Origin of the sequence: Photobacterium aquimaris (assembly GCF_002954455.1) — a bacterium.
GTDB lineage: Bacteria > Pseudomonadota > Gammaproteobacteria > Enterobacterales > Vibrionaceae > Photobacterium > Photobacterium aquimaris.
Genome location: NZ_MSCC01000001.1, coordinates 1473818 through 1490692 on the forward strand (window position 1 = coordinate 1473818; position 16875 = coordinate 1490692).

Here is a 16875-nt window from a genome sequence, read left to right on the forward strand (position 1 = left end):
CTGTTGCAATGGCATTGCTTGTCAGTAGTATTGCGGCACACGCTAGTGAAGCACCAACTGTCACCCACATTACGCCAACATGGCAACAAACGCTCACTCAAGCCAAAGGTGAAACCGTGTATTTTAATGCTTGGGGTGGCAGCCAAGAAATTAATGATTATTTACTGTGGGCTAACACCCAATTACAACAGCGTTATGGCGTCACCCTAAAACAAGTTAAAGTCACTGACATTGCAGAGACCACTCAACGTTTATTAGCCGAAAAAACCGCGGGAAAAAACAGTGGTGGTAGTGTTGATATGGTATGGATCAATGGTGAGAATTTTCGTTCAATGAAGCAAAACGGTTTGCTCTATGGACCATTTACTCATCAATTACCCAACTGGAAATATGTTGATAAATCACTGCCAATTGATAAAGATTTTTCAGAGCCTACTCAAGGGCTAGAAGCACCTTGGGGGGTGGGACAATTGGTGTTTATTTACGATCCCGAAACATTAAAAAACCCACCTAAAAGCTTTAAAGCATTATTAGCTTTAGCGCAGCAACACCCAGGAAAAATCAGCTATCCAAAGCCACCAGAATTTCATGGTACGGGCTTTTTAAAAGCGGCATTATTAGAGTTAACTACAGATAAAAAAGCTTTATATCAACCCTTGAAATTGCCTCAAGATCAAGCTTTATTTGAACGTGTTACCGCACCACTGTGGCATTATCTCGATCAACTCCATAAAGTGGCATGGCATCAAGGTAAGCAATTTCCCGCAGGTACTGCAGAAACGGTACAATTACTTGATGACCAACAATTATTGTTAGCCATTACCTTCAACCCAAATGCGGCAGCTGCTGCGATTGCCAATGGTAATTTAACCGACAAAGCGAAAACCTATGCTTTTAATGCCGGTGCGTTAACCAATATTCACTTTCTGGCGATTCCGTGGAATGCCAATGCCAAAGCAGGGGCATTAGTGGCGATTAATTTTTTGTTAAGCCCACAAGCACAAGCACGTAAAGCCGATACCAATTTATGGGGCGATCCCACCATTTTAAGCCCACAAGCTTTTAAACTATTACCCGCACCTTATAACCAACAAAGTTTTAAACCCTATCCTGCAATTGCAGAGCCAAATCCGACATGGCTAGCCGCCATTGAGCAGCAATGGCAACAAAGATACGGTAACTAATTGTTATAGTTATTATAAATTGAGCTAACTTGCACTATGATAGCAAGTTAGCTTTTTCGTCTGAGATCGATGTAAACCCTATGTTAGCCCTTATCTTTATTGTTACCTTATTGCTATTTGCAAGCCCATTGATAATTGGTTTTGTGGGTATTTTGGCGCCAGCTGCTGCATGGTTACCTGCATTAAACATGCATCAACCCTCATTATTAGGTTGGCAACAACTGTTTTCTTGGCCAGATCTTAGTCATTCGATTGGGTTAACATTATTAACAGGTATAGGAAGCACAGCACTTGCTTTATGGTGGTGCTATTTAATTTTGCGTCATTTTTGGCTAACGACACAATGGCAAAAAATTGAACGCTTATTAGCGCCACTGTTAGCATTTCCACATGTTGCTTTTGTACTTGGGTTTGGATTACTGTTTTCATCTACTGGCTGGCTGGCACGTATTTGGCACCATCTTGGGTTAGCTGATACGCTATACCCAACCCTGATCCATGATCGTTATGGTTTAGGGTTACTGTTTGCATTAGCGATTAAAGAGACACCTTTTTTATTATTAATGAGCCTGAACATATTGAAGCAGCTCAATATAAGACGGCTTTATAATGTGTCAGTGAGTCTCGGGTACAGCCACCAGCAAACATGGCGAAGCGTCATTCTACCATTATGGTTACCCAGATTACGTTTGGCAATTTTTGCCGTTACTGGTTATGGGCTAGCAGTGGTCGATGTGGCATTAATTATTGGTCCTACTCACCCAAGTACCTTATCAATGCTCATTTGGCAATGGTTTACTGATGCCGATTTAACTCAACTTCCACGTGCAGCAGCGGCTGCATTATTATTATTAGCTATTGTTATTAGCACGTTTGGATTATTACGCAGTCTTGAATGGTGGTTTTTATCATACTCAACATCATGGCAATATCGTGGCGCACAATCGACTCACTCACGTAACTCTAAACCATCATCAGCAATTGCAACTTTATGCAGTTACGGCTTATTATTGTTGCCATTAATCATGCTCCCAATTTTAGCTGTGTGGTCATTTGCCCTACGTTGGCGATTTCCTGATTTATTACCGAGTCGATACAGCCTTCGTTTTTGGCAACAACAACTTGAACCACTACAACAACTGATAAGTAACAGCATTGTTTTAGCGTTAACCAGTAGCCTTTGCGCATTAATCATGGTCATTATTTGTCTCGAGTACCGCCAAAAGTACCTCCGCGGTATTCCCACGGTGTTGATTGCTATTCCAATGGTTGCACCGCAATTATCATTATTGTTTGGTATACAAATAGCGGTCTCTTTTGTGACGGGACAACATTTTTGGTTATGGGTCAGCTGGAGCCATTGGTTGTACGTATTCCCTTATATTTACCTTACGTTAGATGGACCATGGCGCAGTTATGATCAACGGTTAGATCAAACCGCACGCAGTTTAGGACTCACCGGGTGGCAAACATGGTGGCGAGTAAAATTTCCACAATTAAAACCTGCATTATGGTTAGCATTTGCAGTTGGATGTAGTGTCAGTTTGGCACAGTACCTTCCGACACAAATGCTTGGCGCAGGGCGTATACCAACCCTAACGACAGAAGCTGTTACTCTTGCAAGTGGTCAAGATCGTCGTATAAGCGCCGTTTATGGCCTCTTACAAGGTCTATTACCCTTAGTATTTTTTACTCTCGCGATGATGTTTGCAAGACAGCAAACATCTGATACACCAACAACAAAGGTGACCTTATGACGCTGTCTGTTTCACAACTGACTTTACGCCATAATAACAATAACATCCTCATAGGCCCTCTTAGCTTTGATGTTGAAAATGGACAAATAAAGACCCTAATGGGTCCAAGTGGTAGTGGTAAATCAACCATTCTTAGTGCAATTGCTGGTCATTTATCTGCTGACTTCACAGCAACGGGTAATATTCAATTAAATCAGCAATCTATAATGTCACTAGCACCGAATATGCGCCATATTGGGATTGTTTTTCAAGATGATTTATTGTTCCCTCATCTTAATGTTTGGCAGAATTTAGCGTTTGGCTTACCTTCTCAAATAAAAGGGCCACAACGAAAAAAAATGGCATTAGCAACACTAGACGAATTAGGTTTGCTTGATTTACGACATCAACAAGCACATCAAATATCCGGTGGGCAACGAGCAAGGATCAGCATGATGCGACTATTATTATCGCAACCCCAAGCCGTATTACTTGATGAACCATTTAGCAAATTAGATAAAACCTTACGCGCTGCATTTCGTCAGTTTGTGTTTGATCAAATTCAACAACGCAACATTCCTGCATTAATGGTTACTCATGATGATGATGATATTCCCACTGATGGTGATGTCTTACACTGGCCTTGGCACTAATTAATACGGAAAATACCATGCTTGACCGTTACAGCATTACTCTTATACGCCAACCTTTAGCAAAGCTGGCGGCATTACCTGAAAACTATGGTATTAGTGCCAACCAAATTACTCTTAGTGGGTTTGCAATTGGCCTCTTTGCCCTACCAGCTCTTGCATTTGAATATTATGGATTAGCTCTATTTTTTATTGTTATTAATCGATTATTTGATGGCTTAGATGGTGCGGTTGCTCGTCGGCAGGGGATCACTGATTGCGGTGGGTTTCTTGATATAACTCTGGATTTTTTATTTTATTCATTAATTCCATTTGGATTTGTACTGGCCGACCCTAGTCAAAATGCGATAGCAGGTGCGTTCTTAATCTTCTCTTTTATTGGTACCGGCTCAAGTTTTCTTGCATTTGCTATCATGGCGAGTAAACGTAATATAGAAAGCCCTGTATATAAACAAAAGTCGTTATACTACATTGGTGGCCTAACAGAAGGCACTGAAACCATCGCCTGCTTCGTGCTATTTTGTTTATTCCCACAACACTTTGCCACTATCGCATGGATTTTTGGTTCTTTATGTTGGATAACCACTTCCACCCGTATTTGGGCAGGTTATCACACCTTAAAAAATTAGTGCCGCAGCGCTGGATATAAATAAACACTTATATCCAGCCGCCTCACACTCCGCTTATTGTGCGATTCATCAACGTACCCATTGACGGTGTAATTGCTCGCTATCGCCTAAATAATCTAGCAGCCAAGTTACCGCAGGATTCATAGTTTCAGTATTCCATGCTAAACAACATGGGCTAACTGATGGTTTGATAGCGAGTTCTTTTTCAATTAACTCTCCCGTTTCAATTAATGGGACAGCCATATGACTGGGTACTACACTCACACCTAACCCTGCCTTTAAACACTGCATCGCACTGTGCCAATTTGGAACCAGAATACGGCGTTGATTATCCATCAACCAAGTGATCCGTTTTGGCAATGTTCGTGAGGTGTCTTCTAAACAAACCGCGGGATATTGCGCCAACTCATACGCTTCTAATGGATGATCGCAACTTGCTAACGGATGTTGAGGATCAATCACGAATTTCCAAGTTAATGTTCCCATATCACGATAATCAAAGCTGCCCCCCACTGGCACAGCTGCTGTAGCACCTATCGCAATGTCTGCTCGGCCATCAGCCAATGCATCCCATACTCCATTAAACACTTCCATCGTAAGGTGCAATTCAACATCAGGAAAGTGTTCATAAAAATCACGAACCAACATATTAACGCGACTTTGACGCACCACTGTATCTAAAGCAACTGATACATTTTGCGACCAGCCATTTGCAACTCGCTGAGTTTGGTATTTCATTAACTGCATTTGTTTAATTATTTTGCGGGATTCTTCGACAAAATATTCCCCAGCAGGTGTTAGTTTAACCTGCCGATGTAATCGAACAAATAATTCGACAGCTAAACGCTCTTCTATCAATCTTACGGTATAACTAATAGCGCTGGGTACTTTATGTAGTTCTTCTGCTGCTCCTGAAAAGCTGCCACGACGGGCAACAACGTCAATAACCTGTAGATCATTATAGGAAAACATATCACATCAAATTTTTTGAAAGCATGGTTTAAATTTTAGCGTTTCACAGCCATTAAAACCAGTATTACACTAGCGGCAATTGTAATATTGACGAAAAGTATAAAATGAAAAATCAACCATCTAAAATAACCCTGTTTTGGTTTGCATGTCTAAGTATGCTAGGTTTCTTAGCCACTGACATGTATTTACCTTCGTTTGAGACGATCCGCGCCGACTTTGCAACAACCCAATCTCTTATCGGCCTATCACTCAGCGTATTTTTGCTTGGTATGGCATTAGGCCAAGTTATTTATGGTCCTCTCTCTGATCGCGTTGGACGTATTAAAGTACTTGTTGGCGGCATGGTGCTGTTCAGCCTTGCTTCTATTGCCTGTTCATTTGCTCCTAATATTGAAGTATTCCTTGCGGCACGTTTTGTACAAGCACTAGGTGCATGTAGTGCAACAGTTATCTGGCAAGCAGTTGTTGTTGACCGCTACGACGGCAAAGTTTCTGAGCGTGTTTTTGCCACCATCATGCCGTTAGTTGCTCTTTCTCCCGCTTTAGCCCCTTTACTTGGCGCAATGCTTGAGCATCAATTAGGCTGGCGTAGCATCTTTATTGCATTAGTTGGCTTTGGCGCAGTATTGGCTATCATGACGTTAAAAGAGTCTGAAAGTGCCAACCTTAGCCAGCAGCAAGAAAAATTGACGACTAAGTTGCGTAAAGATTACGCTCAAATCCTGAGTTCAAAAAAATTCTGGGGCAACATGCTTATCTTCGCAGCATGTTCAGCAGCTTTCTTTGCCTACCTAACCGGTTCACCGTTTGTAATGTCAGCAATGGGCTATTCAGGCACTGATATTGGCTTGAGCTATGCACCACAAACTGTTGCCTTTATTATCGGTGGTTATGGTTGTCGTTCATTATTAAATCATTTCGAAAGCAAGAAACTATTACCGTGGATTTTGGCATTGTTCTTTAGCAGCGTGTTAATCATGTTTGTTATCTCTATTTCAATAACTGTAACGACTATCTGGCCAATTCTGATTCCATTCTGCTTCCTTGCTGTAGCTAATGGTGCTATTTACCCATTAGTTATTAGCGCTGCATTATCTGACTTTAGAAATTGTAGTGCGACTGCTGCTGGTCTATTGAACTTTATGCAAACGATGGTATGTTTCGCTGCCAGTGGTTTGGTTTCAGCTTTTGCAGGCTACGGTTTATTCACGGTAACAGTAGCTATGTTTATCACAGGTTTCATTGCGATTTTCGGTTTCATTTTGGTTGCACAATCACGCCACCAGCAATCTGTAACCGCAACCGCTTAATTACCTACACCTTAATCATTTCAGGAGCAGCCTCTATGGCTGCTTTTTTTTGCTCAACCATTCTCAAAGATCTCCTGTTTAATATATATCCACTATTCAATAAATTATCTTTTTTGCCTAAACAACAACACCCGCATCCAACTATTAATCCGCTTACACAACCAATCACTAATGAATGACTAAATAATCATTTTATAAAAATCACAATATATGTGATTTTAACGCGTTTTATTCCTTCTAGTATCCACCTCACCTTTATGTTTAATGTTTGTTATTAACAAGACTAATATCCAGTAGAATAACTTGCCAAAGCACTATAAAATAAACAAATTTGCAACATATTTCTTTTTTTATACATTTCTCTTGCATAAGATATCGTGGTGAGTAGTATATAAATTAAGTGATGATTAATGCAGTATTAGAGCATGAGTATTCAAGCAAGTAATATCAATAAATTTTATGGCCACAACCAAGTACTGCATGATGTCAGCTTTACTTGCAGTACTGGCGACACCCTTGTTTTATTAGGCCCAAGTGGCGCAGGTAAAAGCTCGCTCCTACGCGTATTAAACCTGCTTGAAAATGCCACTGACGGTGAACTAACGATTGCTGACAATATGTTTGATTTTTCTAAACCTATTGCTGAACAAAAAGGCTTAGCGTTAAGACGTAAAGTCGGCATGGTATTTCAACAATATAATCTTTGGCCGCATAAAACCGTCATTGAGAATCTTATTGAAGCACCAATCAAAGTATTAGGCGTTGCTAAAACAGTCGCCAAACAACAAGCACTCGATATTCTGACGCAATTACAGCTCGCAGATAAAGCAGAAGCATGGCCACTACAACTTTCAGGTGGGCAACAACAACGGGTTGCGATTGCTCGCGCATTGATGATGAAACCCGACGTATTGTTATTTGATGAACCAACGGCAGCACTTGATCCTGAGATCACCAGCCAAATCGTTACGATCATCAAAGATCTCAGTGGTACTGGAATAACACAAGTCGTTGTTACCCATGAAGTCGATTTTGCCAAAAAAATTGCAAGTCATATTTTATACATGGAAAACGGCCGTATTGTTGAACATGGTAGCCATGCTTCTTTTACTACCCCCAAAACCCCCCAATTTGCAGAATACCTTAACCACTAATAGGTATCCTTTTTAAAGCCGCGTAGATAGAACTACGTAATAAACCGCATGGAGTATAGCGATGAAGAAAATTCTATTAGCCGCAATGATTGGTCTAGCATCAAATCACGCAATTGCACAGGATATTAAATTTGCCACTGAGGCTACTTACGCACCGTTTGAATACATGGATGCTAACAATCAAATTCAAGGCTTTGATATTGATATTGCAAAAGCGTTATGTTCTGAAATGAAAGCCAACTGTACATTCCATAATCAAGCATTTGATAGCTTAATTCCGGCACTTAAATTCAAACGTTATGATGCTGCAATTTCAGCGATGGATATTACAGCGGCCCGTCAACAACAAGTCAGTTTTAGTAATACCTATTATGACAATGCCGCTGCGTTTGTATCATTAAAAGATCATGTTGCTGATCAAGCAGCACTTAAAGGCAAGCGTGTTGGAGTTCAAAATGGTTCCACTCACCAAAGCTATATCACCGATCAAATGCCAGCAGTAACAGCTGTACCATATACCAGTTATCAAGATGCATTTATCGATATGCAAAATGGTCGTATTGATGCTGTGTTTGGTGATACAGCAGTTGTCGCAGAATGGTTCAAAAAAGGCAATGGCGACAAACTGTCTTATGTCGGTAAACCTGTTACTAATGCAAAATATTTTGGAAATGGCTTTGGTATCGCCGTTAATAAAGACAATAAAGCATTAGTTGAGCAATTAAATAAAGCATTGGCAGCCATTAAAGCAAATGGTCAATACCAAGCAATCTTTGAACAGTATTTTGGTAAGTAAGTTATGATATTAACGGGATATTCACAATCCCTGCTAGAAGCCAGCTGGATGACAATCCAGCTCGCTTTTGTCAGTTTAGCGGTAGGGTTAATTTTAGCGATGTTATTTGCAGGCGGCGAAATGTCACGTTATCGTGTTATTTCTTGGCCAACAACATTTATCGTGACTATCCTCCGTGGTCTGCCTGAACTATTAGTAGTACTTTTTATCTTTTTTGGTTCAGGCCAAATTATTTTTTACATTACTGGCGAATTTATTGAAATTAGCCCGTTTTTATCGGGTGTGATTGCGTTATCTCTTATTTTTGCATCATATGCTGCCCAAACAATACGGGGAGCATTAAAAGCCGTCCCTAAAGGTCAGCAAGAAGCCGCAAATGCACTAGGCATCAGTAAACAGCGTACTTTTTTCAGTATTATTTTACCGCAAGCTGTACGTCACGCTTTACCTGGGTTAACCAATCAATGGTTAGTATTATTAAAAGATACTGCGTTAGTTTCGTTAATTGGTGTAACAGATTTACTCAAACAGGCCCAGTTAGCATCAGCAGCAACACATGAAAGTTTCACATGGTATGCCACCGCTGCTGCGGTGTATTTAATCATTACTTTAATTACTCAACGCGTCATTAAAATAATCGAAAACAAATTCAGCGAGCAAGATGGCTCTAATGTAATCAAAAATAAAAGCCAAGGAGCAACCGCATGAATGAACAAAACTTTTGGCTTATGGTGCAAGGGTTAATTACTAGCCTTGAATTAACTGCCGCCTCTTTATTGGTTGGCTGTAGCTTAGCCTTACTAATGACAGCAAGCTTAATATTACGTACGCCCATTATTCATTGGATCAGTCGCAGTATTATTACTCTGTTCACAGGTACACCTTTATTAGTGCAAATCTTCTTAGTCTATTATGGGCCTGGGCAATTTGAGGTTATTCGCCAAAGTTTCTTATGGGATTGGTTAAGTCAACCATGGTTTTGTGCCATGCTCGCATTAGCTTTAAATACAGCAGCTTATAGCACACAGTTATTTAAAGGTGCTTTTGATGCCATACCCAAAGGTCAATGGCATGCTTGTCGAGCATTAGGCATGAATACCAAAGCAACTCTCGGTGTATTATTACCTTTTGCTATTCGTCGCGCCGTTCCAGCCTATTCAAATGAAGTTATTTTAGTATTTAAAGGCACATCACTCGCAAGTACTATCACCATTATGGATATTATGGGTTATGCCCAAAGAATTAATGCGCAAACTTATGACACGTTGACTGTTTTTGCGGTTGCCGGTGCATTTTACCTCGCTGTTAATGGCGTACTTACTTTAATTTTCCGCGTATTTGAGAAAAAAGCTTTAGCCTTTGAAGCGGCACGCTAACACCACTATTTTGCTATTTTAACCTATTAAAAAGCCGACATTATGTCGGCTTTTTAATCGCTTGGCACTGTAAAACACGACATAATTAATGGCTTAATTTAGCATTAATTTTTAACACCATTTGTGATTTGGTATTTTTTACTAAATCAATTCTATTTTCTTTAATATGCGTAAATTGTGATAATAGCGATGCAAGCTCATCTTTCATTAATTGTAAATGACGCGTACTTCTATGGCGAGAGATCTCACTAACAAGTCGTTGCTTTGCCTGTGATGCTGTTGTTCCTTTTTCAGCTTTCTTGGCGCGAAAGAAGAAATTCATAGTGAACATCCTTATTATTTATAACTGCCCTTAAAATATTAGATTATGATTGCAAATACTATCTAATAATTGAATATTTGCTAACTCGTTATAATAAAGCCTTCATTTTATAACTATTTCCCATAAATATTACCTCAAAAGCCCCTTATACCCTTCAGTGAGAAAAGTGAATATAAGAAGGCTATAATTAAATATCTATTTATCAGCTACTGTTGAAACAACATATAGTTGCTAATGATTATATTAAATTTTTTATTCTGGGCTAAACCGCACTGTTTGACCATAGGTTCTCTGTTTATCTTTATCATCATCGCCATCACTAATGACACTCAAGAATAAACACGGTATGCCCATCGCAGCCATAAACCAAAACACATTAATATCACTATGATGATAGATCCAACCACAAGCAGCTGATACTAATGCTAACGCAAACCCTGCAGGAATAGCATGGTAAAGTGCTTGTAACCCCATATAGTTATGCTTTTTGTTTTCTTCAACATAGCGTACTGATGATAAAATTGTGCCGGAAAAAGTAATACCATGTAGAATCTGACAAACAATTAGCACTGGTAATTCCGTTGAATACGCCATTAATGCCCAACGAATAACAACAGTAACAGCAGCTAATTTAAATAATGATTTAACCTGCCAATTAGAAAATGCTTTACGGCTAATGAAATAGAAAACTATGACCGAAATTGTAGATAAACTCCATAAATAACCGATCACTTCAGTGCTGTATCCTGCATCCTTCCAATAAATAGCACTAAAGAAATAATAACCACCATGGCTACCTTCAAGTAATGAAGCGACTAAAATAAAGATTAATATTTTTTTATCGCATAACACTTTAATAATATTAATCTTATCTGTTTTTTTATGATTACATTTCATCGGCACCGTAGGCTTAATCATTGTGCCTAAAAAAGTAATAAATAACCCCAACGCACCTAAAATAGGTACAGCAGTAATACCCCAGTGTTTAGTTATTAATCCCATTGAAGCAGAAGCAACAGTTAAAGCAACGGCTCCCCATAAACGGGTATAGCCATAATCTAATTGCTTATCAGCTGCATAATGGTTTGATATTGCATCCGATATAGCAACCGCAGGTCCAATCGCTAAATTAAACATAATAATTAAAATAGCCAAGACCCAAAAACTGGCTTTTAACTCTCCAATATAAATAAAAGAAATAAATCCTAGAACGCCAAGAAACATTGACAAGCGCAGTGCTGGAATTAAATATTCAACCTTATGGCAAAGTGGTGTGAGAGTAAAATTGATAATACAACGAGAAGCTAACCCTAACCCAACCAACATCCCAATATCGGCATCTGTTATTCCTAACTTTTCTAACCATAAGCCTCTAAAAGGTAAATACACTCCATAAGCAAAGAAAAACGTAAACTGGTAAATGGACATCCATATCGCAGGTCGACATTGAAACATAAAACAAGCAACTCATATTAAGAACACTAAGTAACTTACTTAACAATAACGAAAATCATTATTATTTACACGTGTTCGTTTTTACTCTTTTATATTCACAATTAAAAATAAAAAAAACTTTTAATTGCGACTACGTTTCATTTTTCATTAAAAAACATTCAAATACAGCCCTGACATTAACAAGTAAAATTACATGTGTCATGTTTTATCAATCTTATATTTCAAAAAAACCAACGGATATTCTATCTTTAAATAGTGTTTTTAGACACATTACCATTACTACAGTAACCATAATGATCAAGCAGAGTATAACAATGACAATAAAAATTTTAGTTAGACTACTACTTCCACTCTATGCATTACTTTTTTCAATGGCAACAGTGGCGACTGAAACCCAATTTTCACAAGGAAAAGAGAAATCCGTTATTTGTATGACATGTCATGGCACTGACGGCATTTCTACAATCGATACCTACCCAAATTTACAAGGGCAAAAGCAGGCCTATTTTATTGCAGCACTTAAAGCCTATAAATTACGTCAACGTAATGGTGGTCTTGCTATTCTCATGCATGCTCAAGCTGATGCTCTAAGCGAAAAAGACATGCAGGATATTGCATTTTATTTTAATCAAGTAACATCGACACCTTTAAAAAATGATGACTAAATTATCAGCTTTCTCACTGAGATAAATATCTGTGATTAATGACTCGTTATCATTTTTTGACCAATAACACAGTCAAAGGTTTTTGGAATGGATATTCAATACAATTATAAAGTTGTTAAATACTTCATGGTTACCAGTGTTATTTGGGGACTGATCGCCATGACGATTGGTGTCATACTGGCCGGACAGCTTTATTGGCCCGCACTCAATTTAAACTCAGAGTACTTTCAATTTGGTCGCTTACGTCCATTACACACTAATGGGGTTATTTTTGGCTTTGTCGTCAATATTCTTATGGGTACTTCGCTTTATATTGTTCAACGTACCTGTAAAGTTCCCCTATTTAATCGCAGCTTATCTTGGTTTGTTTACTATGGCTGGCAGTTAGTCTTAATTCTGGCAGTGATCACTCTTCCACTGGGTTTTACAACCTCAAAAGAATATGCCGAACTTGAATGGCCAATTGATATTTTAATTGCGGTTATTTGGGTTCTATATGCCATTTTATTTTTTGGAACTATCGCAAAAAGAACCGTGTCCCATATTTTTGTTGCTAACTGGTTTTACGGTGCTTTTATTATCGTGATTGCGATGATTTTTATTGTCAATAATCTTGAATTACCGGTTAGTTTTTGGAAATCATACTCCATTTACTCAGGTGCAGAAGATGCCATTGTCCAATGGTGGTGGGGACATAATGCCGTCGGCTTTCTCCTTACTGCCGGTATTATTGGCATGAACTACTACTTCATTCCCAAAATATCGGAACGCCCTATTTATTCTTACCGCTTATCTGTAATTCATTTTTGGGGCTTAGTCGGTTTTTATACCTGGGCAGGAACACATCATCTTATCTATTCATCAGTGCCTGATTGGTTACAAAACCTTGGAATCGTTATGTCACTGATTTTATGGTTACCATCATGGGGTGGCGCATTTAATAGCATCATGACTTTGCTCAACAATAAACCCAAACTTAAACATGATTACATTATGTGGTTCTTTTTCTCGGCTATCGCTTACTACGCTTTAGCAACGTTTGAAGGCCCATTACTGGCGATTCGATGGTTTAACATGATTGCTCACAACACTGATTGGATCATTGGTCATGTACATTCAGCTGCTCTCGGTTGGGTTGGCATGTCAGCTATTGCAGTGTTTTATTACTTTATTCCACGGCTATGGGGCCACCAGCAATTATGGTCAAATCGCTTAGTTAAATGGCATTTTTGGTTGGCACATATAGGCATACTCATTTATGCAGTTGCGCTGTGGATTGCGGGAATTGGTCAAGGCTATATGTGGTTACAACAACAGCCTAATGGCAGTTTAACCTACAGTTTTGTCGATGCGATGAATTTTTCTTCACCGTGGATGCTCGCCCGCTTCATTGGCGGTGTTAGTTTTGTGCTGGGTTTATTATTAATGATATATAACCTTTATCGCACGCTTAAACAACCTTTAGCAACGGCGTCCTCAACCGAAGAGGTCAATGATCATGCTAAATAAAGATTTCACACAATCGGTATTTATTTTAATCATTTCTACCGTAATTGTGGCCAGTTTTTCTTTTCTGGTTTGGGTACTGCCCGCTTTTTTTTATCAAAATAAGTTAATTGCAGAATCAAGTGCCAAACCGCTCACTGCACTCGAAGTTGAGGGGCGCGATATCTATATTAGTGAGGGTTGCCACACTTGCCATACCATGATGGTGCGGCCTTTAGATGCCGAAGTAAAACGCTATGGCCGCTATAGTCGTGAAAGTGATGATATTTATGAGTTTCCAAACTTATGGGGTTCTAAACGTACAGGCCCCGATCTCACAAACCTTGGGCGTAAATATTCTGATGAGTGGCATGCAATCCACCTTAATAACCCTCGCCATGTTGTACCTACTTCCATTATGCCAGCTTATCCATGGTTATTTGAGCAAGTACTGAATGGCGAAGATACAGAAGCCAAACTCAAAGCATTACGTATGCTTGGTGTACCGTATAACGACCGTGAAATACAACAAGCGCGTCTAGCAGTTAAAGGTAGTACCAAAGCCGAAGCACTAATAGCCTATTTACAAAGTTTGGGACAAGATCAGGGAGTACAGCAATGAACACTTTCTGGAGCAACTGGGTTATTGTATTAACCTTACTCTTTCTGATTCTTATGATCATTGTGGTGGTCTATTACTGGCGAAAAAATCCTACTGCAGATCAAAATAAAACTGTTGATAGCTTTGATAATATTAAAGAAAATGATGCTGCAGTACCTAAGTTATTATTGTTTTGTTATTTTATCGCATTTGTTTTATCAGCAGGCTTTTTCGTGCTTTACCCTGGCCTTGGTAATTGGCAGGGTCTTATGGATTGGACATCAACCAGTGAAGCGACGAAGCCTCACCCTACTGACTTAACAAAACAAATTAGCCAAGCCAAGCTCAGTGGTAGTTCATACCAAAAACTCAGTCAAGATTCGACGATAGTCAGTGCTGGTGATGCATTGTTTCAGACCCATTGTACCGCCTGCCATCTAAGTGAAGCTGAGGGTCAAACCCATTTTCCTAATCTTGCTGATGATGTATGGCTTTATGGTGGTACAGATAAAGATATTCATCATTCAATCACTCAAGGCCGAAATGGCGTTATGGCTGGCTGGAAAACGATTTTATCAGCCGAAGATATTAAGCATGTCGCAACTTATATTGCTTCTTTACAAGCAGATCGCATCATTTCGGCACCCGCCTTTACATTACAACAAGGTAAAACCGTTTTTACTAAAAATTGTACCAGCTGTCATGGCAGTAATGCACAAGGAAATCAATTAATCGGCGCACCTAACCTAGCCGATAATATCTGGCTCCACGATGGCAGTATTGAAGGTATTATTAACACGATTAACAACGGATTAAATAACGTTATGCCAGCGTTTGCTAACCAACTTTCTGCAGCTGAGATTCAAGCGCTTGGTGCTTACATTCGCCATCAAAACACCATTCAAACAGATAAAGTGGCTCAATTAGATCAAGCATTAATTACCAAAGGCCAATATTTAGCTTACGCAGGTGACTGTGTCGCTTGCCACACTGGTGAAGGAGGAGAATTATTTGGGGGCGGATTAAGTTTTGTGACTCCATTTGGTACCATGTATTCAACCAATATATCGTCTCACCCTGAATTTGGTATAGGTGATTACACGTATAACGAGTTCTATGATGCACTCCATAAAGGTAAGGGAAAACACGGCTATCTTTATCCGGCAATGCCCTATTCTTCTTATCAATACGTAACAGATGCAGACACTCAAGCATTATGGGCATACATGCAATCACTTAGTTACGTTAATACTCGTAATCGTGATAATCAGATGATGTTTCCTAGTAATATTCGGTTAGGTCTACTTGGTTGGAATATCGCCTTTCTCAATACTGAACCACTTGAATACCCTGCCGATAGCACCCCATCTTGGCGTCGCGGTAAATATTTAACCATGGGCTTAGGTCACTGTTCAGAATGCCATACTCCACGAAATATCGCCCAAGCTTTAATTGCCGATAAACTGTTTCAGGGTAATTTAATTGATGGCTGGATGGCACCGGATATTACCGCGACAGAGCTGTATCAAGATCGTTGGACAATTGCTTCTCTTACCGATTTTCTAAAAACAGGCCATTCAGAAAAAGGCACCGCATTTGGTGGCATGGCTGAGGTTGTCAAAAACAGTACTCGCTATTTAACCCGTGATGATGTCAGTGCTATTGCTGAATATCTTATTACTGGCGATAAATATAACGTACTTGATAAATCAGTTGGCCAGCTCAACCCACCCGGTTTTGGTGATTTAATTCCAGCTCAAGTAAATATTCAAAACCCAGATTTAAGTGATTTAGCAACCACGCCACCAACGGATACACGTCAACAAGAACAACGGCTTTATGGGTTGTACGTTCAAACCTGTGGCGCTTGCCATGGCGCCGATGGTAAAGGCCGTAAAGGTATAGCACCAACGTTACTCAATAACGGTATTATTATGCACAAAGACCCTTATGACACCATTGCCGTCACCATTCGAGGTCTTACACCGAACTATTTAGAGCAGGAAATTGATTTTATGCCTATGAGTAGTTTCAATACGGTGTTAAATGATGCTGATTTGGCCCAACTAATCACTTTTGTGCGTCAAAAATTAGGTGGTAGAGACATTCCCGTTACGGAAAATCAAGTCACGACAATTCGTAAAGATCTTACTAAAGCGGGATTTGCAGGGAATATCCATAATATGACTCAACCTATGAGTAATGATCCAGAATAATGAAATAAACTCTCGCTAACTGATTGAAACTAAAATCAGTTAGCTGAAGTGCTTCATTTTACGCCTATTACACAATTAAGCGTTATTTTTTATTGCTTGTGAGAAATATCTAGGTATAGTCAAATCTTAATCCTTTGAGTAGAGGCGCGCTGCCTAAAAGTATTCGGTTGGAGGGAGATCCCCAATGAAAATCGAAGAAAGGAGTCAGCGCCGAAGTGATTATTGAGTCATCAATAGTCGCTGGTTCTGTATTGAATAAGTGCAGAACTGCCATAGTTATGTTGTCTATGGAGCGCTACCCTAAGGGATAAGAAGTATTATTTC

General features: G+C 39.4%; 16 protein-coding genes and 1 riboswitch. Of the genes, 13 read left to right on the forward strand and 3 right to left on the reverse strand.

Annotation, left to right across the window (positions count from 1 at the left end; translation table 11 throughout):
- Positions 1 to 8 precede the first annotated feature (8 nt).
- From BTN98_RS06570 to BTN98_RS06585, 4 genes are all read left to right on the forward strand, one after another.
- Positions 9 to 1184 carry an ABC transporter substrate-binding protein gene (locus tag BTN98_RS06570; protein ID WP_060997587.1) on the forward strand — a complete coding sequence of 392 codons (1176 nt, stop codon included), beginning with the start codon at positions 9 to 11 and terminating at the stop codon, positions 1182 to 1184.
- An 80-nt stretch (positions 1185 to 1264) separates the two neighbouring features.
- Positions 1265 to 2941: an ABC transporter permease gene (locus BTN98_RS06575; protein ID WP_060997490.1), complete on the forward strand. Its 1677-nt coding sequence runs from the start codon at positions 1265 to 1267 to the stop codon at positions 2939 to 2941.
- The gene (locus BTN98_RS06580) at positions 2938 to 3573 is read left to right on the forward strand and encodes an ATP-binding cassette domain-containing protein (protein ID WP_065190214.1); all 636 of its coding nucleotides are present in this window, start codon (positions 2938 to 2940) and stop codon (positions 3571 to 3573) included. Before BTN98_RS06575 ends, BTN98_RS06580 begins: the two co-directional genes overlap by 4 nt.
- Positions 3574 to 3590: 17 nt before the next feature.
- On the forward strand, positions 3591 to 4199 hold the full coding sequence (locus tag BTN98_RS06585; protein WP_060997586.1) for a CDP-alcohol phosphatidyltransferase family protein: 609 nt from the start codon (positions 3591 to 3593) through the stop codon (positions 4197 to 4199).
- Between the two features lie 69 nt (positions 4200 to 4268).
- Here the strand turns inward: BTN98_RS06585 and punR are convergent, their stop codons facing one another.
- Positions 4269 to 5171, reverse strand: coding sequence for a DNA-binding transcriptional activator PunR (punR, locus tag BTN98_RS06590; protein ID WP_060997489.1), 903 nt, complete (start codon positions 5169 to 5171; stop codon positions 4269 to 4271).
- 104 nt (positions 5172 to 5275) lie between these two features.
- Here punR and punC point away from each other — a divergent pair, with 104 nt between their 5' ends.
- The 5 genes from punC to artM all read left to right on the forward strand — a co-directional run bounded on the left by punC (position 5276) and on the right by artM (position 9807).
- On the forward strand, positions 5276 to 6481 hold the full coding sequence (punC, locus tag BTN98_RS06595) for a purine nucleoside transporter PunC (RefSeq protein ID WP_060997488.1): 1206 nt from the start codon (positions 5276 to 5278) through the stop codon (positions 6479 to 6481).
- Positions 6482 to 6906: 425 nt separating this feature from the next.
- Positions 6907 to 7635 (forward strand): arginine ABC transporter ATP-binding protein ArtP, encoded by a 729-nt coding sequence (gene artP, locus BTN98_RS06600; protein ID WP_060997487.1) that lies wholly within the window; start codon positions 6907 to 6909, stop codon positions 7633 to 7635.
- A 61-nt stretch (positions 7636 to 7696) separates the two neighbouring features.
- Positions 7697 to 8431 carry a lysine/arginine/ornithine ABC transporter substrate-binding protein gene (locus BTN98_RS06605; RefSeq protein WP_060997486.1) on the forward strand — a complete coding sequence of 245 codons (735 nt, stop codon included), beginning with the start codon at positions 7697 to 7699 and terminating at the stop codon, positions 8429 to 8431.
- 3 nt (positions 8432 to 8434) lie between these two features.
- A complete protein-coding gene (gene artQ / locus BTN98_RS06610; RefSeq protein WP_060997485.1) occupies positions 8435 to 9139 on the forward strand; it encodes an arginine ABC transporter permease ArtQ in 705 nt (234 codons plus the stop codon).
- Complete coding sequence (gene artM / locus BTN98_RS06615; RefSeq protein ID WP_060997484.1) at positions 9136 to 9807, forward strand: arginine ABC transporter permease ArtM; 672 nt, start codon at positions 9136 to 9138, stop codon at positions 9805 to 9807. The genes artQ and artM overlap by 4 nt, the downstream gene beginning before the upstream one ends.
- 85 nt (positions 9808 to 9892) lie before the next feature.
- On the opposite strand, the gene BTN98_RS06620 is transcribed toward artM, so the two are convergent.
- On the reverse strand, positions 9893 to 10129 hold the full coding sequence (locus tag BTN98_RS06620; protein WP_060997483.1) for a hypothetical protein: 237 nt from the start codon (positions 10127 to 10129) through the stop codon (positions 9893 to 9895).
- 252 nt (positions 10130 to 10381) lie between these two features.
- Positions 10382 to 11584: a 3-phenylpropionate MFS transporter gene (locus BTN98_RS06625; RefSeq protein ID WP_060997482.1), complete on the reverse strand. Its 1203-nt coding sequence runs from the start codon at positions 11582 to 11584 to the stop codon at positions 10382 to 10384.
- Positions 11585 to 11898: 314 nt separating this feature from the next.
- Here BTN98_RS06625 and BTN98_RS06630 point away from each other — a divergent pair, with 314 nt between their 5' ends.
- From BTN98_RS06630 to ccoP, 4 genes are all read left to right on the forward strand, one after another.
- Positions 11899 to 12249: a c-type cytochrome gene (locus BTN98_RS06630; RefSeq protein WP_065190212.1), complete on the forward strand. Its 351-nt coding sequence runs from the start codon at positions 11899 to 11901 to the stop codon at positions 12247 to 12249.
- Positions 12250 to 12336: 87 nt separating this feature from the next.
- Positions 12337 to 13758 carry a cytochrome-c oxidase, cbb3-type subunit I gene (ccoN, locus tag BTN98_RS06635; RefSeq protein WP_060997481.1) on the forward strand — a complete coding sequence of 474 codons (1422 nt, stop codon included), beginning with the start codon at positions 12337 to 12339 and terminating at the stop codon, positions 13756 to 13758.
- Positions 13748 to 14356, forward strand: a complete 609-nt coding sequence (ccoO, locus tag BTN98_RS06640) for a cytochrome-c oxidase, cbb3-type subunit II (protein WP_060997584.1) — start codon at positions 13748 to 13750, stop codon at positions 14354 to 14356. Before ccoN ends, ccoO begins: the two co-directional genes overlap by 11 nt.
- Positions 14353 to 16551: a cytochrome-c oxidase, cbb3-type subunit III gene (ccoP, locus tag BTN98_RS06645; protein WP_060997480.1), complete on the forward strand. Its 2199-nt coding sequence runs from the start codon at positions 14353 to 14355 to the stop codon at positions 16549 to 16551. Before ccoO ends, ccoP begins: the two co-directional genes overlap by 4 nt.
- A 131-nt stretch (positions 16552 to 16682) precedes the next feature.
- Positions 16683 to 16857: riboswitch (Lysine riboswitch) on the forward strand.
- Positions 16858 to 16875 lie beyond the last annotated feature (18 nt).

Coding starts and splice junctions, on each gene's coding strand:
- BTN98_RS06585 (WP_060997586.1), top strand. CDS start 3,591: ATGCTTGACCGTTACAGCATTACTCTTATACGCCAACCTTTAGCAAAG.
- artQ (WP_060997485.1), top strand. CDS start 8,435: ATGATATTAACGGGATATTCACAATCCCTGCTAGAAGCCAGCTGGATG.
- BTN98_RS06575 (WP_060997490.1), top strand. CDS start 1,265: ATGTTAGCCCTTATCTTTATTGTTACCTTATTGCTATTTGCAAGCCCA.
- artM (WP_060997484.1), top strand. CDS start 9,136: ATGAATGAACAAAACTTTTGGCTTATGGTGCAAGGGTTAATTACTAGC.
- BTN98_RS06570 (WP_060997587.1), top strand. CDS start 9: ATGGCATTGCTTGTCAGTAGTATTGCGGCACACGCTAGTGAAGCACCA.
- ccoO (WP_060997584.1), top strand. CDS start 13,748: ATGCTAAATAAAGATTTCACACAATCGGTATTTATTTTAATCATTTCT.
- artP (WP_060997487.1), top strand. CDS start 6,907: ATGAGTATTCAAGCAAGTAATATCAATAAATTTTATGGCCACAACCAA.
- BTN98_RS06630 (WP_065190212.1), top strand. CDS start 11,899: ATGACAATAAAAATTTTAGTTAGACTACTACTTCCACTCTATGCATTA.
- BTN98_RS06605 (WP_060997486.1), top strand. CDS start 7,697: ATGAAGAAAATTCTATTAGCCGCAATGATTGGTCTAGCATCAAATCAC.
- BTN98_RS06580 (WP_065190214.1), top strand. CDS start 2,938: ATGACGCTGTCTGTTTCACAACTGACTTTACGCCATAATAACAATAAC.
- ccoP (WP_060997480.1), top strand. CDS start 14,353: ATGAACACTTTCTGGAGCAACTGGGTTATTGTATTAACCTTACTCTTT.
- ccoN (WP_060997481.1), top strand. CDS start 12,337: ATGGATATTCAATACAATTATAAAGTTGTTAAATACTTCATGGTTACC.
- punR (WP_060997489.1), bottom strand. CDS start 5,171: ATGTTTTCCTATAATGATCTACAGGTTATTGACGTTGTTGCCCGTCGT.
- punC (WP_060997488.1), top strand. CDS start 5,276: ATGAAAAATCAACCATCTAAAATAACCCTGTTTTGGTTTGCATGTCTA.
- BTN98_RS06620 (WP_060997483.1), bottom strand. CDS start 10,129: ATGAATTTCTTCTTTCGCGCCAAGAAAGCTGAAAAAGGAACAACAGCA.
- BTN98_RS06625 (WP_060997482.1), bottom strand. CDS start 11,584: ATGTTTCAATGTCGACCTGCGATATGGATGTCCATTTACCAGTTTACG.